This is a genomic window from Paracoccus sulfuroxidans, assembly GCF_007830335.1.
Lineage (GTDB): Bacteria > Pseudomonadota > Alphaproteobacteria > Rhodobacterales > Rhodobacteraceae > Paracoccus > Paracoccus sulfuroxidans.
Map to the genome: position 1 here is coordinate 112,507 of NZ_VLKU01000011.1, position 21,666 is coordinate 134,172.

Annotated in this window: 24 protein-coding genes; 12 read left to right on the top strand and 12 right to left on the bottom strand. The window is 66.7% G+C overall.

Annotation, left to right across the window (positions count from 1 at the left end):
- The first annotated feature begins 176 nt into the window (after positions 1-176).
- From rarD to der, 4 genes are all read left to right on the top strand, one after another.
- A complete protein-coding gene (gene rarD, locus IQ24_RS16415; protein ID WP_145399367.1) occupies positions 177-1,085 on the top strand; it encodes an EamA family transporter RarD in 909 nt (302 codons plus the stop codon).
- Between the two features lie 74 nt (positions 1,086-1,159).
- The gene (locus IQ24_RS16420; protein WP_145399368.1) at positions 1,160-1,855 is read left to right on the top strand and encodes a tetratricopeptide repeat protein; all 696 of its coding nucleotides are present in this window, start codon (positions 1,160-1,162) and stop codon (positions 1,853-1,855) included.
- A 34-nt stretch (positions 1,856-1,889) separates the two neighbouring features.
- Positions 1,890-3,212, top strand: coding sequence for a PQQ-binding-like beta-propeller repeat protein (locus IQ24_RS16425; RefSeq protein ID WP_145399369.1), 1,323 nt, complete (start codon positions 1,890-1,892; stop codon positions 3,210-3,212).
- On the top strand, positions 3,212-4,687 hold the full coding sequence (gene der, locus IQ24_RS16430; RefSeq protein WP_145399370.1) for a ribosome biogenesis GTPase Der: 1,476 nt from the start codon (positions 3,212-3,214) through the stop codon (positions 4,685-4,687). The genes IQ24_RS16425 and der overlap by 1 nt, the downstream gene beginning before the upstream one ends.
- A 19-nt stretch (positions 4,688-4,706) precedes the next feature.
- Here der and IQ24_RS16435 read toward each other — a convergent pair whose 3' ends face one another.
- The 3 genes from IQ24_RS16435 to IQ24_RS16445 form a co-directional block, all read right to left on the bottom strand.
- A complete protein-coding gene (locus IQ24_RS16435) occupies positions 4,707-5,501 on the bottom strand; it encodes a hypothetical protein (RefSeq protein WP_145399371.1) in 795 nt (264 codons plus the stop codon).
- 164 nt (positions 5,502-5,665) lie between these two features.
- Complete coding sequence (serS, locus tag IQ24_RS16440; RefSeq protein WP_145399372.1) at positions 5,666-6,958, bottom strand: serine--tRNA ligase; 1,293 nt, start codon at positions 6,956-6,958, stop codon at positions 5,666-5,668.
- 116 nt (positions 6,959-7,074) lie between these two features.
- The gene (locus IQ24_RS16445; protein ID WP_242008267.1) at positions 7,075-7,476 is read right to left on the bottom strand and encodes a thioredoxin domain-containing protein; all 402 of its coding nucleotides are present in this window, start codon (positions 7,474-7,476) and stop codon (positions 7,075-7,077) included.
- Positions 7,477-7,672: 196 nt separating this feature from the next.
- Here IQ24_RS16445 and meaB point away from each other — a divergent pair, with 196 nt between their 5' ends.
- The 6 genes from meaB to IQ24_RS16475 all read left to right on the top strand — a co-directional run bounded on the left by meaB (position 7,673) and on the right by IQ24_RS16475 (position 11,914).
- A complete protein-coding gene (meaB, locus tag IQ24_RS16450; RefSeq protein WP_145399373.1) occupies positions 7,673-8,638 on the top strand; it encodes a methylmalonyl Co-A mutase-associated GTPase MeaB in 966 nt (321 codons plus the stop codon).
- Between the two features lie 90 nt (positions 8,639-8,728).
- A complete protein-coding gene (locus tag IQ24_RS16455) occupies positions 8,729-9,784 on the top strand; it encodes a bifunctional transcriptional activator/DNA repair enzyme AdaA (RefSeq protein WP_145399374.1) in 1,056 nt (351 codons plus the stop codon).
- Positions 9,785-9,786: 2 nt separating this feature from the next.
- Positions 9,787-10,548 (top strand): isocitrate lyase/PEP mutase family protein, encoded by a 762-nt coding sequence (locus IQ24_RS16460; protein ID WP_145399375.1) that lies wholly within the window; start codon positions 9,787-9,789, stop codon positions 10,546-10,548.
- 116 nt (positions 10,549-10,664) lie between these two features.
- Complete coding sequence (gene rpmB, locus IQ24_RS16465) at positions 10,665-10,940, top strand: 50S ribosomal protein L28 (protein WP_145399376.1); 276 nt, start codon at positions 10,665-10,667, stop codon at positions 10,938-10,940.
- A gap of 134 nt (positions 10,941-11,074) precedes the next feature.
- On the top strand, positions 11,075-11,446 hold the full coding sequence (locus tag IQ24_RS16470; protein ID WP_145399377.1) for a hypothetical protein: 372 nt from the start codon (positions 11,075-11,077) through the stop codon (positions 11,444-11,446).
- A 12-nt stretch (positions 11,447-11,458) separates the two neighbouring features.
- Positions 11,459-11,914 (top strand): copper chaperone PCu(A)C, encoded by a 456-nt coding sequence (locus IQ24_RS16475; protein WP_145399378.1) that lies wholly within the window; start codon positions 11,459-11,461, stop codon positions 11,912-11,914.
- 21 nt (positions 11,915-11,935) lie between these two features.
- On the opposite strand, the gene IQ24_RS16480 is transcribed toward IQ24_RS16475, so the two are convergent.
- A complete protein-coding gene (locus IQ24_RS16480) occupies positions 11,936-12,586 on the bottom strand; it encodes an arylesterase (RefSeq protein WP_145399379.1) in 651 nt (216 codons plus the stop codon).
- A gap of 236 nt (positions 12,587-12,822) precedes the next feature.
- Here IQ24_RS16480 and IQ24_RS16485 point away from each other — a divergent pair, with 236 nt between their 5' ends.
- Positions 12,823-13,407: a L,D-transpeptidase gene (locus IQ24_RS16485; RefSeq protein ID WP_145399380.1), complete on the top strand. Its 585-nt coding sequence runs from the start codon at positions 12,823-12,825 to the stop codon at positions 13,405-13,407.
- Positions 13,408-14,457, top strand: coding sequence for a tRNA 2-selenouridine(34) synthase MnmH (gene mnmH / locus IQ24_RS16490; protein ID WP_145399381.1), 1,050 nt, complete (start codon positions 13,408-13,410; stop codon positions 14,455-14,457).
- Here the strand turns inward: mnmH and IQ24_RS16495 are convergent.
- The 8 genes from IQ24_RS16495 to IQ24_RS16530 all read right to left on the bottom strand — a co-directional run bounded on the left by IQ24_RS16495 (position 14,454) and on the right by IQ24_RS16530 (position 21,616).
- Positions 14,454-15,251: a purine-nucleoside phosphorylase gene (locus IQ24_RS16495; RefSeq protein ID WP_145399382.1), complete on the bottom strand. Its 798-nt coding sequence runs from the start codon at positions 15,249-15,251 to the stop codon at positions 14,454-14,456. The two genes, mnmH and IQ24_RS16495, sit on opposite strands and share 4 nt — an antisense overlap.
- Complete coding sequence (locus IQ24_RS16500; protein WP_145399383.1) at positions 15,235-16,200, bottom strand: ABC transporter permease; 966 nt, start codon at positions 16,198-16,200, stop codon at positions 15,235-15,237. The genes IQ24_RS16495 and IQ24_RS16500 overlap by 17 nt, the downstream gene beginning before the upstream one ends.
- A 4-nt stretch (positions 16,201-16,204) precedes the next feature.
- Positions 16,205-17,299, bottom strand: coding sequence for an ABC transporter permease (locus IQ24_RS16505; protein WP_145399384.1), 1,095 nt, complete (start codon positions 17,297-17,299; stop codon positions 16,205-16,207).
- A 73-nt stretch (positions 17,300-17,372) separates the two neighbouring features.
- The gene (locus IQ24_RS16510) at positions 17,373-18,989 is read right to left on the bottom strand and encodes an ABC transporter ATP-binding protein (protein WP_145399385.1); all 1,617 of its coding nucleotides are present in this window, start codon (positions 18,987-18,989) and stop codon (positions 17,373-17,375) included.
- Positions 18,990-19,979, bottom strand: coding sequence for a BMP family lipoprotein (locus IQ24_RS16515; protein ID WP_145399386.1), 990 nt, complete (start codon positions 19,977-19,979; stop codon positions 18,990-18,992). It abuts the gene before it with no gap.
- A 74-nt stretch (positions 19,980-20,053) separates the two neighbouring features.
- Positions 20,054-20,473, bottom strand: coding sequence for a GNAT family N-acetyltransferase (locus tag IQ24_RS16520; RefSeq protein ID WP_145399387.1), 420 nt, complete (start codon positions 20,471-20,473; stop codon positions 20,054-20,056).
- Positions 20,470-21,066 (bottom strand): tRNA (adenosine(37)-N6)-threonylcarbamoyltransferase complex dimerization subunit type 1 TsaB, encoded by a 597-nt coding sequence (tsaB, locus tag IQ24_RS16525; protein ID WP_145399388.1) that lies wholly within the window; start codon positions 21,064-21,066, stop codon positions 20,470-20,472. The genes IQ24_RS16520 and tsaB overlap by 4 nt, the downstream gene beginning before the upstream one ends.
- Positions 21,059-21,616 (bottom strand): NifU family protein, encoded by a 558-nt coding sequence (locus IQ24_RS16530; RefSeq protein ID WP_145399389.1) that lies wholly within the window; start codon positions 21,614-21,616, stop codon positions 21,059-21,061. The genes tsaB and IQ24_RS16530 overlap by 8 nt, the downstream gene beginning before the upstream one ends.
- Positions 21,617-21,666 lie beyond the last annotated feature (50 nt).

The window sequence follows — 21,666 nt, forward strand, 5'->3', positions numbered from 1 at the left end:
CGACACCGATCCCGAAGGCCCGCCCCAACCGGCGGGCCTTTTCGCATCCCCCATTTCTTCGTTGCCGAAATACCCCGGGGGAGGCGCGCCCGCGCGCCGGGGGCAGCGCCCCCATCTGCTCTTGCCTCCACCCCGGAAGCGGCGCACATCTCGCGCGGTGGCAAAGGATCAAAACCATGTCGGAATGGACCAAGGGCTTCTGGGCAATGATCGCGGTCTGCGTGACCTGGGGGTTCGCGCCGCTCTTCTATCGCCAGCTGTCCTCGGTCGATGTGCTCGATGTGCTGGCCAACCGGACCATCTGGTCGCTGGCCCTCTTCCTGATCATTCTCGGCCTGCAGGGCCGATTGGATGAACTCAGGCAAGCGCTGACCGGCCCCTATCTCGGGCGGATCATCTTTGCCGCGATCACCATTTCGATCAACTGGGGCGTCTATATCTGGTCGGTGCAGGCGGGCCATGTGGTGGAAAGCTCGCTCGGCTATTACATCTTCCCGCTGGTCGCCGTGCTTCTGGGCGTCGTCGTCTTCCGCGAGCGCCTGGCCCCGATGCAGGCGCTGGCCGTGGGGCTTGCGGTGGCGGCGGTGCTGGTGCTGACCTGGGGCCTTGGCGTGACGCCTTGGGTCAGCCTGACGCTGGCCGTCAGCTTCGGCCTTTACGGCATGGCCAAGAAGGCGCTGCCGATCGCCCCGGTGGTCTCGGTCGCCTGCGAGGTCGTGCTGCTTCTGCCGCTCGCCGTGGGCTGGCTGGTCCTGCAAAAGCTGCATCTGGTCCCCGGATCGCTGGCTGCGCCAGTGGCCTTCGGCAGCAGCCTCTCGATCTCGCTTCTCTTGATGGCTTCGGGTCTGGTGACGGCGGTGCCGCTGATCCTCTTCAGCTATGCCACCCAGCGGCTCGAGATGGCGACCGTCGGCCTCATGCAATATCTGAACCCGACGCTGCAGTTCTTCTGCGCCGTCGCAATTTTTGGTGAGCCCTTCACCCGCTGGCACCTGATTGCCTTCAGTCTGATCTGGCTGGCTCTGGGCGTTTACTCGACCTCGGCCATGCGCCAAAGCCGGGTGGGGGTGGGTGCAAACGGTTGATTCCGCCCCATCAGCGGCATTGGCAATCCCCCGAAAGCCCGTATAGAAGAACCTGAAAGACCAGCGGGGACGACATGGCCAATCAGAACGACAGTTTCATCGACGAAGTGACCGAGGACCTGCGCCGGGACCGGTTGTTCGCGATGTTCCGCCGCTTTGGCTGGATCGCCATTGCCCTGATCCTCGCGCTGGTCGGTGGAGCCGTCTGGCGCGAATATTCGAACAATCAGGCCCAGGACCGGGCGCGGGCCTTTGGCGATGCGGTGATTGCCGCGGAAGAGGCCGCCGATCCCTCGGCCGCCTATGCCGCCATCGACCCGCAAGGCTCGGCCGGGCGCAAGGCCATCGCGCAGCTTCTGACCGCATCGACGGATGCCGAGGCAGGCGCGACCGAACAGGCCACGAAGCTTCTGGGCACGGCCGCCTCGGAATTGCAGGGCGACCCGATCCTGCGCGATCTGGCGCTGCTGAAATCGGTCATCGCCAGCGGGACCACCATGGACGCTGCCGATCGCGACAGCATCCTGTCGGAACTCTCCAAGCCCGGCGCGCCTTTCGAGATGCTGGCGCTTGAGCAGAAAGCCATCGCCCTTGCCGGAGCGGGCCGTGATGAGGATGCCGTCGTCCTGATCCGCCAGATCCAGCAGAAGGACGGGCTGACGGAAACCTTGCGTCGCCGCCTGTCCGAGATGATGATCGTGCTTGGCGCCGACCCTGACCTGAACCAGGGCCCCGGCCCGCAGTCCATGACGCCCGCGCCCGCCAACTGAACGAAGGCGCGGCTGGAACAACAAGGAGACAGCGATGACGAGGTTCCCCTTGATCGCGGTTCTGGCGGGCCTGACCGCCGTGTCGGCATGCAACCGTGATGCAGCGCCTTTGCAGGGCGAGCGGCTGGACCCGCGCGCGATTGCCTCGCCCGACGGGCCTGCGGTCGTCGGCCCCGCGACCGCCACCACGACGGCCCTGTCGCTGCCGCCGGTGCGCGGCAATGCCGACTGGCCGCAGCGCGCAGGCTCGGCCGCGCATGCTTCGGGCAATCAGGCCATTGGCGCGGGCACGCAGCAGATCTGGGCAGCCAGCATCGGCAAAGCCTCGGACCGCCGTCACCGCATCACCGCCGATCCGGTGGTTGCGGGTGGGCTGATCTTCACGCTCGACAGTCAGGCGCAGGTCGTCGCGACCACCACCTCGGGCGGGCGGGCATGGGCCACGGATCTGCGTCCGGGCGGCGAGACCGCAGGCAGCGTCTCGGGCGGCGGCGTCGCCTATGACGGCGGCCGCGTTTTTGCGACCTCGGGCTATGGCGAGCTGGTGGCGCTGGATGCGCGCACCGGCGGCGTCGCATGGCGCCAGAAGGTCGAGGCCCCGATTTCCGGCGCGCCGACCGTCGCGAATGGCGTGGTCTATGTGACCGCCCGGAACTCCAGCGGCTGGGCCGTTCGCGCCAGCGACGGCAAGGTGCTGTGGAAGGTCTTCGGCAATGACGGCGTTGCAGGCGTGATGGGCGTCTCGTCGCCCGCCGTTTCGGGCAATACGGTCGTCTTCCCCTTCACCACGGGCGAACTGGTCGCAGCCGACGTCAACACCGGAGAGCAGCGCTGGATCGCGCAGGTCGCGGGCTCGCGCCTTGGCCGCTCGATCGGCCTGATCCGCGACATGACCGGCGATCCGGTGATCGTGGGCAACACGGTCTATGCGGGCACCTCGTCGGGGCGTACCGCCGCGTTCGATCTGCAGACCGGCATGACGAACTGGGAGGCGCCCGAAGGGGCGGCCAGCCCGGTGCTGCCGGTGGGCAATTCGGTCTTCCTCGTGAATGATCAGGCGCAGATCCTGCGGCTTGACGCCTCGAATGGCGGGCGCGTCTGGGCCGAGAAACTGCCCTATTTCACCCGCAACGTCGTGCGCAAGCAAAGCGCGGTCTACAACCACTTCGGCCCGGTCCTTGCGGGCAGCAAACTCTATGTGCCGTCCTCGGACGGGGTTCTGCGCGTCTTCGATCCGTCCTCGGGCGCGTTGATCGGGCAGGCCAACATTCCCGGCGGCGCAGCCGCAGCCCCCGCCGTCGCAGGCCAGACGCTTTACGTCGTCTCGCATGACGGCCGATTGATTGCCTATCGCTGATGAGCTTCACCCTCGCCATCGTCGGACGTCCGAACGTCGGAAAGTCCACCCTGTTCAACCGCCTTGTCGGCAAGCGGCTGGCGCTGGTCGATGACCAGCCGGGCGTGACGCGCGACCTGCGCGAAGGGCAGGCCCGTCTGGGGCATCTGCGCTTCATCGTCGTCGACTCGGCCGGGCTTGAGATGGCCGAGGATGACAGCCTGCAGGGCCGCATGCGCCGCCTGACCGAGCGCGCGGTGGATGAGGCCGACGTCTGCCTGTTCGTCATCGACGCGCGCGCGGGCGTGACGGCGGCGGACGAATATTTCGCCGATCTTCTGCGCAAGCGCGCCAAGCACGTCATTCTGGCCGCGAACAAGGCCGAGGGGCGCGCGGGCGAAGGTGGGCTGCTGGAAGCCTATAGCCTTGGGCTGGGAGAGCCGCTGCGCCTCTCGGCCGAGCATGGCGAGGGCATGGATGAGCTTTATCACGTCCTGATCCCGATGGCCGAGCAGTTCGAGGCCCAGAACGTCCAGCAGGCGCCTGAAACCGACGTCGACGTCAGCGATGACGAGGGCGAGGATGACGCCGAGAACTGGCGTCCGACCGAGGCGAACCCGCTGCAGATCGCCGTCATCGGTCGTCCGAATGCCGGGAAATCGACGCTGATCAACAAGATCATCGGCGAGGACCGGCTGCTGACCGGCCCCGAGGCCGGGATCACCCGCGATTCCATCAGCGTGACGACGAATTTCATGGGCACGCCCATGCGCATCTTCGACACGGCAGGCATGCGCAAGAAGGCCCGCGTGGTCGAGAAGCTGGAGAAGCTGTCGGTCGCCGACGGTTTGCGCGCGGTGCGCTTTGCCGAGGTCGTGGTCGTCCTTCTGGATGTCGAGATCCCGTTCGAACAACAGGATCTGCGCATCGCCGATTTCGCCGAGACCGAGGGTCGGGCCGTCGTCGTCGCCGCGAACAAATGGGATCTGGAAGAGGACAAGCCGCAAAAGCTCAATGAGCTGCGCGAGGCGTTCGAGCGGCTGTTGCCGCAGCTGCGCGGCGCGCCGCTGGTCACCGTCTCGGCCCGCACGGGCAAGGGGCTGGACCGGCTGCACAATGCGATCATCAAGGCGCATGAGGTGTGGAACCGCCGCGTCTCGACCGCGCGGCTGAACCAGTGGCTGGGTGCCATGACCGAGGCGCATCCGCCGCCCGCGCCCGGTGGCCGCCGCATCCGGCTGCGCTATATGACGCAGGTCAAGACCCGGCCCCCGGCCTTCGTGGTCATGGCGACGCATACCGACAAGCTGCCCGACAGCTATCAGCGCTATCTGATCAACGGCTTGCGGCAGGATTTCGACATGCCCGGCACGCCGATCCGGCTGACCTTCCGCGATCAGGGGACCAAGAACCCCTATCGGCACAAGGCCGAAAAGATCAATCAATCCGGGGCCTTGTCCAAGCATAAGCAGCGGCAGAAGCCGAAGGGCACCTGAGGGCAGGGGCGGCTGGCCTTCAGGTCGTCGCCCTGACCAATCCAAGCGCGATATAGGCGATGCAGAGCACCGCCACCGTGGCGAAGACGGCGTTGACGAAGATCGTCGCTGCTGCAATGGCGATCAGCCCCCAGATCACCGCGACGCTGAAGCCGGTGTTCCGGCCCAGATGCAGCTGGATGGCGAAGGTGCCGCCCGCGCAGACCAGAATCGCAAGGATGGTGCAGGTCGTGGCCGAGGCTCCGGTCTGGTCCTGCAGAAATCGCGCCAGAGCGGCGCAGCCCGACAGCCAGACCCAGCCCGCGAAAAAGCCCAGCGACCAGCTTTGGGTGATCTGCCCGGCGCTGCGCCTGCCGCGCATGACCGCCGACAGCACCCCGATGACCGCGACCAAGGCCAGCGCCTGCGCGACCAGCGGCCAGCGCTCCATCAGCCAAGGCCAGACCGCGCTGGCCGCCAGCCCGATCAGCAGCGGCGCGTATTCGGCGAAGGTCTGGTCGCCGTCATACAGCCGCGCCATGCTGCGCGCGGTCAGGGGGCCTGCGGCAGTGGGCGCAAGTTCGCGCCCATCCTGACGACCCGCATCCGCCAGCCGCGCGCGCCTTGCCCGCAGACTGTCCTGCAGGCGTCGGGCGACATAGACGCAAAGCCCGGCCATCGCGCAGAAAAGCAGCCCCCAGACGATCCAATGCCCGGGCTCAAGCAGCACGGTCATCAGATCAATCTGCCCCAGCGGATCAACCCCCAGATCGAGAAGTGAAAAGGGGCTGTCGGACAGCCCCGCGACGGCGACAGTCGTTTGCGACTGTGACACCAGCGCAAAGCCAGCCACGCTTGCCAGCTGGGCAAACGCAAACAGAACCAGAGCGATCGTTCCAGACTTTAACATAGCAACGAAACGCAAAGGCGCGCGGCAGGTTTCCCGCCGCGCGCGCTTTAGATTTCCGGCGCACGGGCCCGGGCAGGACCCTGCGGATGTCAGGCCAGCACGCCGTCCGCGCCCAGCCGCGTCTTGCCGCCCAGATAGGGGTGCAGCGCCTCGGGCAGATCGACCGAGCCATCGGCCTGCTGGCCATTCTCCAGCACCGCGATCAGCGTGCGCCCGACTGCCAGACCCGAGCCGTTCAGCGTATGCACGAACTCGGGCTTGCCGCCGCCTTCGGGGCGATAGCGTGCGTTCATCCGCCGCGCCTGGAAGTCGCCGCAATAGCTGACGGACGAAATCTCGCGGAACTTGTCCTGGCCGGGCAGCCAGACCTCGAGGTCATGGGTGATGCGCGCGCCAAAGCCCATGTCGCCACCGCAGAGAACGACCGTGCGATAGGGCAGGCCCAGCCGCTCGAGCACGGTTTCGGCACAGCGGGTCATGCGGGCATGCTCGGCCATGCCGGTCTCGGCATCGGTGATCGAGACCATCTCGACCTTCTCGAACTGGTGCTGACGCAGCATGCCGGCGGTGTCGCGGCCCGCGCTGCCCGCTTCCGAGCGGAAGCACTGGCTGTGCGCCACCATGCGGCGGGGCAGGGTGGCATGTTCGACCAGATCGCCGTTCACGGTATTCGTCAGCGTGACCTCGGAGGTCGGGATCAGCCACCAGCCTTCGCGGGTCTGATAGCTGTCCTCACCGAATTTCGGCAGCTGGCCGGTGCCGTGCATCATCTCGGGCAGGACCAGAACCGGGGTCCAGGTCTCGGTCAGGCCATGCTCGGCGATGTGCAGGTCCAGCATGAACTGCGCCAGCGCCCGCTGGATGCGCGCGACGCCGCCCTGAAGGACGACGAAGCGCGAACCGGACAGCTTGGCGGCGGTTTCGAAATCCATGCCCGGCTTGACGCCCGCAATCTCGAAATGCTCGACCGGAGTGAAATCGAAGCTGCGGGGCGTGCCCCAGCGGTTGATCTCGACATTGTCGTTTTCGTCCTTGCCCGGCGGCACGCTGTCGACCGGCAGGTTCGGGATGCCCAGCAGCAGCTCGCGCAGCGCCTCGTCAAAACGGGCCGCTTCACCCTGAAGGGCAGCGGTTTCGTCTTTCTTGGCGCTGACCAGATTGCGCAGACGTTCAAACTCGGCCTCGTCGCCGCGACCTTTGGCGGCGCCCGCTTCCTTGCTGGCCTTGTTCTGTTCGGCCTGCGCCGCCTCGGCCGAGGCGATGCGCGACCGGCGGTCCGAATCCAGCGACAGGATCTGGGCCGAGACCGGCTCAAGCCCGCGCAGGGCAAGCGCGGCGTCAAAGGCAGCAGGGTTGTCGCGGATGGCGCGGATATCGTGCATGTCGTGGCCTTATCGCAGGTTTTGTGCAGGGATTGCGGCTTTTGCCGCGCCAAATGCCATAGCCCAAGCGGGCCATCAGTGAAAGCCGGAATGAAGGCTGGGCCGCGAGGGACCGCCTAGTAAGGCGCGTCGATCATCTGCGCCAGCACCGCATAGAAGCGGTCCTTGCCGGGATAACCTTCGTAGCGCACCATTTCCTGCCCGTTGTTCAGCAGGATGAAGGTGGGGGTCAGCCAGGGCTTGCGGTCCAGCACCAGCCCGTCGGGGTAGGGGCCCTGAAGATCAACCTTCACCAAAGGCGCGCGCTGGCCCAGCGGGCTTTTCGCGTAACCGGGGCCGATCTCGGCCTCCCATGCGTTGCAATAGACGCAGCCGTCGCGGCGGACCATCAGCAGCTTCAGCCCCTTTTCGGCCTGAACCCCGGCGCTGACGGGGGCCGCCGAGGCGAAGGGCACATAGGCCTCAAGCGCAAAGATGGCCGTCCCCAGAAGCACGGGCAAGAATTTCAACAGGCCCATCGCGGCTCTCCTTCGGCTGGTCGCAAGGGTCAGATAGGGCGCGGCAGGGCAGGCGACAAGACGCGCGGCGCCCCGCGCGTGCGCCGTTTGGTTTACTTGCTTTTGCGGCTCGATTATCCAAAGGAGAAACGCGGGCCAACGGCCCCGCAAGCGAAAGCCCGGCCGATGCGGGCTTCATGGAATCTGGGACGGGCCGATGGATGAACTGACGCAGGACCTGATCGATGGCAACCGCCGTGCGCTGTCTCGGGCCATCACGCTGATCGAAAGCACGCGCCCGGACCACCGCGCCCGCGCCTTGCAGTTGCTCTCTGAACTGCCGCAGCGGCAGGCTTTGCGTATCGGGCTGTCGGGTACGCCCGGCGTCGGCAAATCGACCTTCATCGAGGCCTTCGGCAAGATGCTGACGGCGCAGGGGCTGAAGGTCGCGGTGCTGGCCGTTGACCCCAGCTCGGCGCGGTCGGGCGGCTCGATCCTGGGCGACAAGACCCGGATGGAGACGCTGTCGCGCGATCCGAATGCCTTCATCCGCCCCTCGCCCTCGCGGGCCGAGATGGGAGGCGTGGCGCGGCGCACGCGGGAAACCGTGCGCCTGTGCGAGGCGGCGGGCTTTGACGTCGTGCTGATCGAGACGGTCGGCGTCGGCCAGTCCGAAACGCTGGTGGCCGAGATGTCGGACCTGTTCATCCTGCTGCTGGCCCCGGCGGGCGGCGACGAATTGCAGGGCGTGAAGCGCGGCATCATGGAGATTGCCGACATCGTTCTGGTGAATAAGGCCGACGGAGAGCTGCGCTCGACCGCGATGCGGACGGTGGCCGATTACGCAGGCGCGCTGCGGCTGTTGCGCAAGCGCTCCTACGACCCCGCGGAATTCCCCAAGGCGCTGCCGGTCTCGGCCTATACCGGCGACGGGCTGGAGAAAGCCTGGGAGAATATGACCTATCTGGCCGACTGGCGGCGCGAGCATGGCCATTTCGACCGACGCCGCTCCGAGCAGGCCCGCCACTGGTTCGTCAGCGAGTTGCGCGCAGGCCTGCTGGCGCGGCTGGATTCCCTGCCGGTCCGCGAACGCGTCGCACGTCTGGGCGAGGCGGTGGCCGCAGGCGAGACTTCGCCCGAACTCGCGGCCTCGGACATGCTGGACTGGCTGGCGCAGGGCTGAAATCCGCGCCCTTCGAATTCAACGCCGGATTCCGTGGCGCGGGGGCGCGGCGAATCGCTTAGGGTCGGTCCCATGATCAGGGAACCGACCATGTTTGACCGACCTCTTCCGCCAGATGCTGTGCTGTATCAGGCCCTTCTGAACCGCGATCCCGCTTTTGAGGGGCGCGCCCTTGTCGGCGTGACCTCGACCGGGATCTTTTGCCGCCTGACATGTCCCGCCCGCAAGCCGAAGGCCGAGAACTGCCGCTGGTTTTCCGATGCGGCAGGGGCGGCGGCTGCGGGCTTTCGCCCCTGCCTGCGCTGCCATCCGGAAGGGCCGCAGGCGGCGGGCGATGCGATGGTCATGCGCCTGCTGGCCGCGCTTGAGGCCGACCCCGCGCGCCGTTGGCTGGAAAGCGATCTGGTGGCCATGGGGCTGGACCCCACCACCGTGCGCCGGGCCTTCCGTCGCCATTTCGGCACCACCTTTTTGGAAATGGCCCGGCAGGCGCGGATGCGCACCGGCGTGGCGCGGCTGGTCGCGGAAGAGCCGGTGTTCGACGCCCAGCTAGAGGCCGGTTTCGATTCCGCCAACGGATTTCGTCAGGCCTTCGCGCGGCTTTTCGGCCATGCGCCCTTCCAGATGACCGGGCAGGCGGAACTGGCCGCCGACTGGATCGACACACTTTTGGGCGGGATGATCGTCGTCGCTGACCCCGACCGCGTGCATTTGCTGGAGTTCACCAGCCGCAAGGCCCTGCCAACCGAGTTGCGCCGCCTGTCGAAGGGCGCGAAGGGGCGGATCGGATTCGCCCGCACCAAGGCGATGGACCTGCTGGAGGCGCAACTCGACGGCTTCTTCAGCGGCCGGGACGCGGGCTTCACCGTCCCGCTGGCGCTGCACGGGACCGAGTTTCAGCGCCGCGTCTGGCAGCAGTTGCAGCGTATCCCCGCAGGCGCGACCCGCAGCTATTCCCAGCTTGCGGCCGAGATCGGCCAGCCCATGGCCGTGCGCGCCGTGGCCGGGGCCAATGGGGCGAACCAGATCGCCATTCTGATCCCCTGCCACCGGGTGATCGGCGCGGATGGCACGCTGACCGGCTATGGCGGCGGCCTCTGGCGGAAGGAAAAACTGATCGCGATTGAAGCCACCTATCGGAGATAGACATGAGCAATTTCAAGAACCTGCATATTCCCGGCACGCCGCTGGTCCTGTGGAACATCTGGGACGCGGGCAGCGCGCGGGCGGTTGCCGGGGCAGGGGCGCCGGCGGTCGCGACCGGCAGCGTCTCGGTCGCGGGGGCGATGGGCTATCCGGACGGGCAGGCGCTGCCGCTGGACCTGTTGCTGACCATCTGCACCCGCATCGCGGCCTCGGTCGAGGTGCCGCTGAGCGTCGATTTCGAAAGCGGCTATGCCGAGGACCCCGTCGAACTGGCCGAGAATGCGGCGCGTCTGACTGACACCGGCGCGCAGGGGTGCAATTTCGAAGACGGCATCCCGCCCGAGGCGGGGATTCGCCCGCTGAAGGCGCAAATGCCCCGCATCAAGGCGTTGCGCGACGGTGCGCCGGGGCTTTTCCTGAACGCCCGCACTGATCTTTTTCTGCAAAACCCGGCAGACGCGCATGCCGCGCTGCTGCCCGAGGCGGTCACCCGCGCCCGCGCCTATGCCGATGCGGGGGCGGACGGCTTTTTCGCGCCGGGCCTTGTCGCGCCCGCGCTGATCGAGGCGCTGTGCCGCGATTCTCCCTTGCCAGTCAATGTGATGAAGACACCTTCGGCACCTGACATTATGGCTCTGGCCAAGCTGGGGGTCGCGCGGATATCCTATGGGCCATTCCCCTGGCGCGAGGCCATGGTGGATCTGGCGCACAGATTTCAGGCCCAGACCGGGGCGGTTGCCGGGCAGGATGCCAAAAAGGCTTGACGAGGCTGGCCCGAATCCGTATTTCCGCCTGATAGATTTCCGGGCGCTGTTTCGCGGCGCCCTTTCAAATTTGCGGGCCCCCCGCCCGTGCTGGATCGAAACGAAGGAACAAGATCATGTCGCGCGTTTGCGAACTGACCGGCAAGGGCCCGATGAGCGGGAACAACATCTCCCACGCCAACAACAAGACCCGTCGCCGTTTTCTGCCGAACCTCAACGAAGTTTCGCTGATCTCGGACAAGCTGGGCCGCAGCTTCTCGCTGCGCATTTCGGCTGCTGCGCTGCGCTCGGTCGATCACCGTGGTGGCCTGGACGCCTATCTGGCGAAAGCGAAAGACGTCGAGCTTTCGGATCGCGCGCTGAAGATCAAGCGCGAACTGGGCAAAGCCTGATTCGATCCAGCTTGCGGATGCAAGGTGCCCTGCCGGAAACGGTGGGGCTTTTTGCTGTCTGACGCCCATTCGGGCCGGGGGCTGCGGCAAAATAACGGGCTGCGGTGCCTTGGCTGACAAGGTAACCTGCTGACATGACGCGCCTCCTGCCCCTTGCCCTGAGTTTGCTGCTGGTCCTGATGGGCCAGTCGCTGGCCGTGGCGCGGGGCCAGACGCAGGTCGCCGGGCAGATCGTCCTGTGCGCAGGCGGCACCGTCAGCGTGGTCGAGATTGGCCCCGATGGCACGCCGATCAAGGCGCCCGTCTATTGCCCCGATATGGCGCTGTCGCTGCTGCATGCCGTCGCCGCGCCGGATGCGACCCCTGCGGTTGCCGCAAACAGCCATTCCTTCCAGCATTTCGACCGGGCGCATCTGCCTGCTGCGCAAGAGGCCACGCCCGCACGGGCGCGGGACCCGCCGCGCCCCAGGGTCTTGCCTGACCTGAAGACGACAGAATGCAGATGAAGGATTTCCGCTATGAAAAAACTGATCGCAACCGTGCTGCTGACCGGACTGCCCCTTGCCGCGCTGGCCGAGGGCAGCGCCATCATGGTCCATGACGGCTATGCCCGCGCCGCCAACCCCCGCTCGGGCGCGGCATTCATGACGCTGATGAACAGCGGGACGGCGGATTGCACGCTGGCCTCGGTCCAGACCCCGGCCTCGGAAAAGGCCGAGCTGCACACCAGCAAAGAGGTCGATGGCGTGATGAAGATGCTGCCCGCCGATCCCATCGTGGTGCCCGCAGGCGGCGAGGCCACGCTGGCGCGCGGCGGCGATCACGTCATGCTGATGGGGCTGACGCAGCCTCTGGCCAATGGCGATGAGGTCGCGCTGACGCTGGATTTCGGCGATTGCGGCACGGTCGAGGCGAAGCTGCCGGTCGACAATGACCGCAAGGCGGATGCGGGCGGCGAAAGCCACGCGCACTGAGCCTGTGACGCGGGGCCCTGGCTATTCGGCCGGGGCCTTCGCCCGCGCGCGGATCGCGAGTTCCTCGACCTTGGGGCCGATCAGCTCGACGATCATCGCGACGCCCCGGGCCGAGGGGTGGATGCCGTCATCCTGCAGGAAGACCCGACGCATGGCGCGGCTGTCCTCGGCCACGGCGGCATAGATATTCGGCACCAGCAGCGCATCATGCTTGCGCGCCAGTTTCGGCCAGATGGCCGCCCATTCCGCCTTCAGCGCCGTGTCATGCTCGGGGTTGGCGATGCCCGCCAGCAGCAGGGGCCGTCCGCCCGCGCCCGCCTGCTCCAACACGGCGTCGAGGTTGGTCCGGGTCTGTTCGGCGGACCAGCCCATCAGCAGGTCGTTCCCGCCGAGCTCCACCAGCACCGCGTCAACAGGGGCATGCCTGCGCAGCGAGATCGCGATGCGGACCCGCCCGCCATAGCTGGTGTCGCCCGAGGCCCCGGCATTGACGATCTGGATGTCATCATGGCCGCGCGCCTTCAGCCAGTCCTGCAGTTGCGGCACCAGCCCCTGATCGGCGGGCAGGCCATAGCCCTCGGTGATGCTGTCGCCGAAGGCCAGGATGCGCAGGGGCGCGGCGCCTGCGGGTAGGGCCAGAAGGGCCAGAAGCGTGATGAGGCGCAGGAACATTGCAGTCTCCGGTCGCGGTCAGGCAGGTTCGCGGTCAGATGGGCTCGCGCTCAGACAGGCCTAGGCCGATTGGCGGGGCAGGGCAATCACTGGCCCGATCACGCCGCCGTCAGCGCCGGGATGCAGCCGCGCCACGCGACGTCGCGAAACCACCCGCGTCACGGCGCTTTGAGTTGAATAATTCCCGCGAAAGCATTACCGCAAAGGAAAATCCCCAAGATGTCCAGGACTGAATGATGAACCGTCGCCAGCTGCTGATGATGTCCCTGCCCCTGATCGCCGTGCCTTCGGTGTTGCTGGCAGAGGCGCTGCCCCCTGCGCCGCGTGCCAACGCGCAAGCCACCGCCGCGCGTGATCCCTATGCCCCGACCGAAGTCGCGATCCGCAGCGATTTCGAGGTGGGCAGCATCGTGGTCGTCAGCCGCGACTTCTTCCTTTACCATGTCATCGCGCCGGGCCGTGCGGTCCGCTATGGCGTCGCCGTGGGCCGCAATGAGCTGGTCTGGCGTGGCCGCGCCACTGTCGGGCGCAAGGCCGAATGGCCCAGCTGGACGCCCACGCCCGACATGATCAAGCGCAACCCCGGGCAATATGCGAAATGGGCCGACGGCATGCCGGGCGGCCCGACGAACCCGCTGGGCGCACGGGCGCTGTATCTTTACGACGCACGCGGCAATGACACCGCCATCCGCATCCACGGCACGACCGAGCCGGGCTCGATCGGGCGCGCGGTCTCGAACGGCTGCATCCGCATGCGCAACGAGGCGGTGATGGCGCTGTTCGATCAGGTGCCGGATGGCACGCCGGTCTACGTCTACTAAGTGGTACTGACATTAAGCTCATTGTCGGATCCGGCGCTGGCCGGGTTCGACAGCGTGATCGACGTCCGCTCTCCGTCGGAGTTCGCCGAGGATCACCTGCCCGGTGCGATCAACCTGCCGGTGCTGTCGGATGAAGAACGTGCCCAGGTCGGCACGATCTACAAGCAGATCTCCCCCTTCGATGCCCGCAAGATCGGTGGCGCGCTGGTCGCGGCCAACGCCGCACGCCATATCGCCGGGTCGCTGGCGCAGTTCGGCGGCGCGTGGAAGCCCTTGGTCTATTGCTGGCGCGGCGGCCAGCGCTCGGGCTCGTTCGAGACGATCCTGAAGCAGATCGGCTGGCGGGCCGAGCGCATCGACGGCGGCTACAAGGCGTGGCGGTCGCTGATTGTCACGCGGGTGCAGCTCCAGCCGGTGCCCTCGCCGGTCATCGTCCTTGACGGCAACACCGGCAGCGCCAAGACAGAGATCCTGCAGCGGCTGGCCCTGCGCGGTCATCAGGTCATCGACCTTGAGGGCATGGCGAACCACCGCGGCAGCCTGTTTGGCGCGATGCCGGGCGGCCAGCCTTCGCAGAAGATGTTCGAAAGCCGCATCGCGCTGGCGCTTGAGGCGCTGGACCCCGCGCGGCCGGTGCTGGTCGAGGCCGAAAGCTCTCGCGTCGGCGATCTGGTGGTGCCCAGCGTCCTTTGGCGCGCGATCTGCGATGCGCCCCGCCTGCGCCTGACCGTCCCCGTCGAGGAGCGCGCGCGCTACACCGCCGGCTTCTATGCCGAGGCCACCGCCGATCCCGCCGAGGTGGCCCGCATCATCGAACGCCTTCGTCCCCAGCACCCGGGTGAGCGGATCCGCCACTGGCTCGCGCTGGTCGAGGCGCGCGACTGGCCGGTGCTGGCCGAGGGGTTGATGCGCGACCATTACGACCCGCGCTATGACAGCCACCGCGCGCGCCACGACGATGGCCGGGGCGCGGTGCTGGCGCTGGAAAGCCTGCGCGATCTGGATGCCGCCGCCGGGGCGGTCGAAGGCGCGCTGGCGGCGCTCAACTAGCCGCGCAGGAAGCGCCGCAGCACCTTCTCAAGCTTCGCAGCCCCGATCGGGGCCATGGCCTTGGTATGCTCATGGCTGATGGATTCGTCGCTCATCCCCGCACCCATATTGGTGACGACCGAGACGGCGGCGCAGCGAAGCCCCAGAAACCGCGCCAGAATGATCTCGGGCACGGTGGACATGCCGACCGCATCCGCGCCCAGTACTTTCGCGGCGCGGATCTCGGCCGGGGTCTCGAACGAGGGGCCCGAGAACCAGCAATAGACGCCTTCGCCGAGGTCCACCCCTTCGGCCTGGGCCGCCTGCTTCAGCGCCGCGCGCATCTGCGGGTCATGCGCTTGCGTCATCGGAACGAAACGCGCCTCCGAGGGCTCTCCGATCAGCGGGTTGGTGCCCGCAAAGGCGATGTGGTCGCTCAGCAGCATCAGCGCGCCCGGCGGCAGGTCGGGACGCAGCGAGCCTGCGGCATTGGTCAGGATCAGCCGCTTACAGCCCAGATCCCGCAGCACCTCCAGCGGCAGACGCATGACATCGGCCCGACCGGATTCGTAGTAATGCGCCCGCCCGCCAAAGACTGCGACGCGGCGGCCCTCCAGCGTGCCGATCACCAGTTGCGGCACATGTCCCGAGACGCCCGCATGCGGAAACCCCGGCAGATCGTCATAGGGAATCGCCACGCCCTCCACCGCCGAGGCCAGATGGCCCAGCCCCGAACCCAGGATCAGCCCGTATTCGGGCGCGGCTTCCTCGGCGCGGTCGCGGATCAGACGCGCCAGCTCAGCGCTCTTTGACATAGGGCTCTCCTCCGGCGCGGGGCGGAATGGCGCGGCCGACAAAGCCCGCCAGAATGACCACGGTCAGGATATAGGGCAGGGTCAGCATGAAGCTTTCCGACAGGGTGATCGGGCCCAGATGAAGCTGCGGAAAGCGGTTCGAAATCGCCTCAAGCAGCCCGAACAGGAATGTCGCGCCAAGCGCATGCCAGGGTCGCCATTTGGCAAAGATCAGCGCCGCCAGCGCGATATAGCCGCGCCCGGCGGTCATGTCCTTCACGAAGCCCGCCGACAGCGAGATCGCCATATAGGCCCCGGCGATCCCGCACAGGACGCCGCAGATCATCACGGCGGAATAGCGTAGCCGCGTGACCGAGATGCCCGCCGTGTCGACCGAAGCCGGGTTTTCGCCCACCGCCCGCAGCCGCAGCCCGAAGCGCGTGCGATAGAGCACCCACCAGGTCAGCGGCACGGCCAGCAGCGCCAGATAGACCAGCGGCGAATGGCCCGAAATGATCTCGGAATAGATCGGGCCGATCACCGGAACGTCGCGGATCGCCGTGGCCCCGGGCAGGGTGATCTCGGAAAACCGGGCATTGCCGCTGACCGGGGGCGTCCTGCCCCCCAGCCCGAACAGCTTTTGCCCGACAAGCACCGTGAACCCGCCCGCAAACAGGTTGATCGCCACGCCCGAGATCAGCTGATTGCCCCGGAAGGTGATCGAGGCCAGCCCATGCACCAGCGCCAGCGCCAGCGATCCCAGAATGCCCGCCAGCAGCCCCAGCACGGCGCTGCCGGTCAGGGCGGCGACGGCTCCGGCCGAAAAGGCGGCCATCAGCATCTTGCCTTCCAGCCCGATGTCGAAAATCCCCGACCGCTCGGAGTAAAGCCCGGCAAGGCAGGCCAGCAGCAAAGGCGTCATCAGCCGCACGGTGCTGTCGAGAATCTGGACGACGGTCATGACATCCATGGCATCACCCCTCTTTCCTGCGCCGCGCGGCGAACAGCCGCTCCAGCGGCAGGCGGACCATATTGTCCAGCGCGCCGGTGAACAGGATCACCAGCCCCTGAATGACCGCGATCAGTTCTCGCGGGATCGAGGTCCAAAGCGAAAGCTCGGCTCCGCCCTGAAACAGGAACCCGAAAAGCAGCGCCGCCAGCACGATGCCCACCGGATGGTTGCGCCCCATCAGCGCGACCGCGATGCCGAAGAAGCCCGCGCCCTCGACCGCATTCAGGATCAGCCGCTCGGACATGCCCATGACGTTGTTGACGGCCATCATCCCGGCCAACCCGCCCGAGATCAGCATGGTGATGATGGTGATCCGCACCGGAGAGATCCCGGCATAGCGCGCGGCAGGCTCGGACTTGCCAAAGGCGCGCAGCTCATAGCCCAGCCGGGTGCGCCAGATCAGCACCCAGACCAGAAAGGCCATCAGCAGGGCGATGAACAGCGTCACATTGGCCAGCGAATGCTTGCCCCAGGCAAAGCCCATCATCTCGGCCAGCTGCCAGAGCCCCGGAATATGCGTGGCGGGCGGAAAGTTCGCGGTCGCCGGGTCCATGCTGCCCAAAGGGCGCAGGGTCTTGCTCAGCAGATGGGTCAGGATGTTATAGGCGATGAAATTGAACATGATCGTCGTGATGACGATATGGCTGCCGCGCTTGGCCTGCAGCCAGGCCGGGATCAGCGCCCAAAGCGCGCCAAACAGCGCCCCCGCGACCGCTGCCCCCAAAAGCGCCAGAGTCCAATGCGGCCAGGGAATGAACAGGCAGCAAAGCGCCACGCCCAGACCCCCCATGGTCGCCTGACCCTCGCCCCCGATGTTGAACAGACCCGCATGATAGGCGACGGCCACCGCCAACCCGGTAAAGATGTAATTCGTCGTGTAATACAGCGTATTGCCCCAGCCATAGCTGGAACCAAGCGCCCCCTCGACCATCACCTTCAGCGCCTCGACCGGGCTTTCGCCAATGGCCAGAATCACCACCGCCGAAATCGCAAAGGCCAGCGCCAGCGAGATCAGCGGGGTCAGGATCACATCTGCCCATCTCGGCATCTTTTCCATCACTCACCGCCCCGCCGCACAGGCGCCCTGCTTCTTCGTTGTCCAAATACCCCCGCCGGAGGCGTGCGACCGCTCATGTGCGCGCTCCGCCCGCCGCCTGTACAGGCCCCGCATCCGGCTCCATCCCCGCCATCAGACAGCCCAAAGCGGTCGTCGTCGCCTCCTCGGGCAGCCGCTCGCCCATGATCCGCCCGTCGAACATCACCGCGATGCGGTCCGACAGCGCCATGATCTCATCCAACTCGACCGAGACCAGCAGCACCGCCTTGCCCGCATCGCGCAGCTCGACGATGCGCTTGTGGATGAACTCGATCGCGCCAATGTCGACACCACGCGTCGGCTGACCCACCAGCAGCAGGTCGGGATTGCGCTCGATCTCGCGCGCGACGACGATCTTCTGCTGGTTCCCGCCCGAGAAATTGCGTGCCGCCAGCTCGACATCGGGCGGCCGGACGTCGAAGCGGGCCATCTTGCCGCGCGCGTCCTCGCGGATGGCGGCATTGTCCATCAACAACCCGCGATTGTACTCGGGCGCGTCGTGATAGCCGAAGGCCGCGTTTTCCCAGGCGTCGAAATCCATGATCAGCCCCTCGACCTGCCGGTCCTCGGGGACATGACCGATGCCCGCGCGCCGCCGGGCCTGGCCGTCCGCGCCGCGCCCGTCCAAAGGCAGCTCGTGCCCGTTCACGGCGATCCGGCCAGAAAGTTTGCTTCCGACCTCAGGAAAGCCGCCGAGGATCTCCAGAAGCTGCGACTGGCCATTCCCGGCCACGCCCGCAATGCCCAGAATCTCGCCCGCGCGGATATCAAGGTCGATGCCCCGCAGCCGCTCGACGCCCGCATCATCGACCATGCGCAGCCCGCGGATCTCCAGCACCGGCGCGCCGCGGCGGGCAGGAGCCTTGTCGACCTTCAGGATCACCTTCCGCCCGACCATCATCTCGGCCATCGCGGTGGGGTTGGTGTCCGCAGTCGCGACCGTCCCCACGATCTCGCCGCGCCGCATGACCGAGACATTGTCGGTGATCTTCATAATCTCGCGCAGCTTGTGGGTGATGAGGATGATGGTCTTGCCCTCATCGCGCAGACCCTGCAACACGCGGAACAGATGGTCGGCCTCGGCGGGCGTCAGCACGCCGGTCGGCTCATCCAGAATCAGGATATCGGCCTGACGATACAGCGCCTTCAGGATCTCGACCCGCTGCTGATGGCCGACCGACAGCTCTTCGACGATCTCATCGGGGTCGACCTGCATCTCATAATCGCGGGCCAGCCGCTGCAATTCGCCGCGTGCCCGCGCCAGCGAGGGGCGCAGAAGCGCGCCATCCTCGGCCCCGAGGATCACGTTTTCCAGCACGGTGAAATTCTGCACCAGCTTGAAATGCTGAAAGACCATGCCGATCCCGGCCCGGATCGCGGCGCGGCTGTCGGTGATCGCCACCGGCTGGCCGCCGATCAGGATCTCGCCCTCATCAGGACGATAAAAGCCGTAAAGGATCGACATCAACGTCGATTTTCCAGCCCCGTTTTCGCCAATGATGCCGTGGATCGTGCCGCGCCGAACGGCCAGATCAATCGACTTGTTGGCCTGCACCGCCCCGAAGGCTTTCGAGATCCCGCGCAGCTCGATGGCCAGATCCTGCCCCGCCGCAATCTGCGGCGAGGTGGGATGTTCCGGCTGGACCGCCATTTACTGCACCGGGCAGGTGTTGTCCGTCATGTAATCATGCGGCTTGATCTCGCCCGCCTTGATCGCGGCCGAGGCCTTGTCGACGGCGGCCTGCATTTCGGGCGTGATCAGCGGCTGGTTGTTTTCATCCATGGCCAGCGCCACGCCGTCCGAAGCCAGGTCCATCACCTTCAGCCCTGGCTCAAGATCCGCGCCAGCGGTGAAGGCGTCGAAGACCGAGTTGTCGACGCGCTTGACCATCGAGGTCAGCACCTTGCCCGGGTGCAGGTGGTTCTGGTTGCTGTCGACGCCGATCGACAGGATGCTCTCATCGGCGGCCGTCTGCAGCACGCCGATGCCGGTGCCGCCCGCCGCCGCATAGATCACGTCCGCGCCTTGTGACTTCTGCGCCTTCACCAGCTCACCACCCTTGACCGGGTCATTCCAGGCGGCGGGCGTCGTGCCGGTATAGTTGATGATGACCTTGGCGTCCGGGTTCTGCGCCTTCACGCCCTGAACATAGCCACATTCGAACTTGTGGATCAGCGGCACATCCATGCCGCCGATGAAGCCCACGGTCCCGGATTTCGAGGCCATGGCGGCCAGCACGCCCGCCAGATAGCTGCCCTCGGGCTCGGCGAAGACGATGGACTGCACGTTCGGCAGGTCGACTTCCGCATCGATGATGGCGAATTTGGTGTCGGGATAGTCGGGGCCGACCTTCTTCAGCACCTCGGCAAAGGCAAAGCCGGTCATGACGATGGGGTTCGCGCCGGTCTCGGCCAGGCGACGCAGAGCCTGTTCGCGCTGCGCCTCGGACTGCATTTCCAGTTCCTTGTAGCTGCCGCCGGTTTCGGCCTTCCAGCGCTCGGCGCCCATATAGGCAGCCTCGTTGAAGGATTTGTCGAACTTCCCGCCCAGGTCGAAGATCAGTGCCGGGTCCGCAAGTGCTGCCATGGGCAACAGGGCGAAGGCCGCCGTACCGACCAACAGGGATTTCAGAAAGGACATTTGTGGACCTCAGCATTGATGGCGGGCGATTCAGCCCAGGATCAAGGAATTAGGCCCCGAAGGCTGCTAAGCCGTCAACTGTCTTGTCTGTGCCCAAGGTCGTGACGCAGCACCAGCGCGTCGATTGCCGCTGCGTAATAGTTCCGCCGCAGCCCCGCCTGCTGCCAGCCGGTGCGGGCGTAAAGCCTCTGGGCGCGCAGATTGTCCGAGGCAACCTCCAGAAAGGCGGTGTTTGCGCCCATTTCTGCGGCGCGGGTCAGGAATTCACCCACCAACGACTGACCTGTGCCTGTGCGCCGCGCCAGGGGCGAGACGGCGAGTGTCAGCAACTCGGCCTCATCGGCGATGACGCGGCCCAGCAGGAAGCCATGGGCGCGCGGCAGAAGGAAGCTTCCGGTGCTGGCCAGAAGCTCGGCGAACTCATGCCCGGACCATGCGCGGGGATGCGCGGGAAAGCACTCGGCGTGGATCTGCGCCAGGTCTTCGGGCGTCATGTCAGGATGACCGGCCCCCGGTCCCGCGCGGGCGCGGCATCGGCGGGGCGCAGATAGATCGGCGCCGGGCGCGGCAGGTCGGGAAGCGCGCGCCGGTCCAGCGCCAGACGCGCAATCGCCTCGGCGCGCGGGAACCGCGCGGGTGAGACGACGGGGCCCGGAGGAAGGTCGTGAATGGCGGCTTGCAGGGGCAGGGGCTGGGCGGGGTCGGTGCCGAAATCCTGAAAGAACACCTCGCCATTGCGGGCGGGGACGGCGACCCGGCATGGGCGGGGCAGGCCGTAGGCGGCGGCCTCGGTCACGCCGATGCCGATGGCCGGGATGCCTAGCGACAGCGCAAGGCCGCGCGCTGCAGCGACCGAGATGCGGATGCCGGTGAAATTGCCGGGGCCGGTCCCGACGCCGATCACATCCAGATCGGCCCAGACCTTGCCCGCCTCGGCCAGAAGCTCATCCAGCAGCGGAAACAGACGCTCGGCCTGACCGCGCGCCATCTCTTCCTCGCGCAGCGCCAGCAGGCGGTCGCCCAAGACCAAAGCGGCCGCGCAATGCGCGGCCGATGTGTCAAAGCCCAGTGACAGCAGGTCAGGCAACGGGTCTGACCTCGGTCACTTCGGGGATATAGTGACGCAGCAGGTTCTCGATCCCCATTTTCAGCGTCAGGGTCGAGGAGGGGCAGCCCGCGCAAGCACCCTGCATGTGCAGATAGACGACGCCGCGGTCAAAGCCGTGGAAGGTGATGTCGCCACCGTCCTGCGCCACGGCCGGACGCACGCGGGTGTCCAGCAGCTCCTTGATCTGGGTGACGATCTCGGCGTCGGGGCCGTCATGGGCGGCATGGCCGTCGCCGGTCGGCGCGGTTTCGATGGCCGGGGCGCCGGACTGGTAATGCTCCATGATCGCGCCCAGAACCGAGGGCTTGATATGATCCCAGACCGCCTCATCCGTCTTGGTCACGGTGACGAAGTCCGAGCCGAGGAAAACCCCGCTGACACCCGGAACCGCAAAGATGCGATGGGCAAGCGGGCTGGAGGCCGCAGCTTCGGCCTGCGGGAAATCTGCGGTGCCGCTGGACAGTACCGTCTCGCCCGGCAGGAACTTCAGCGTGGCGGGGTTCGGGGTGGTTTCGGTCTGGATGAACATGTCACGGCTCCTTTGGCTTGGATATGGGGACGCAGAGGGGGGCAAGTCAA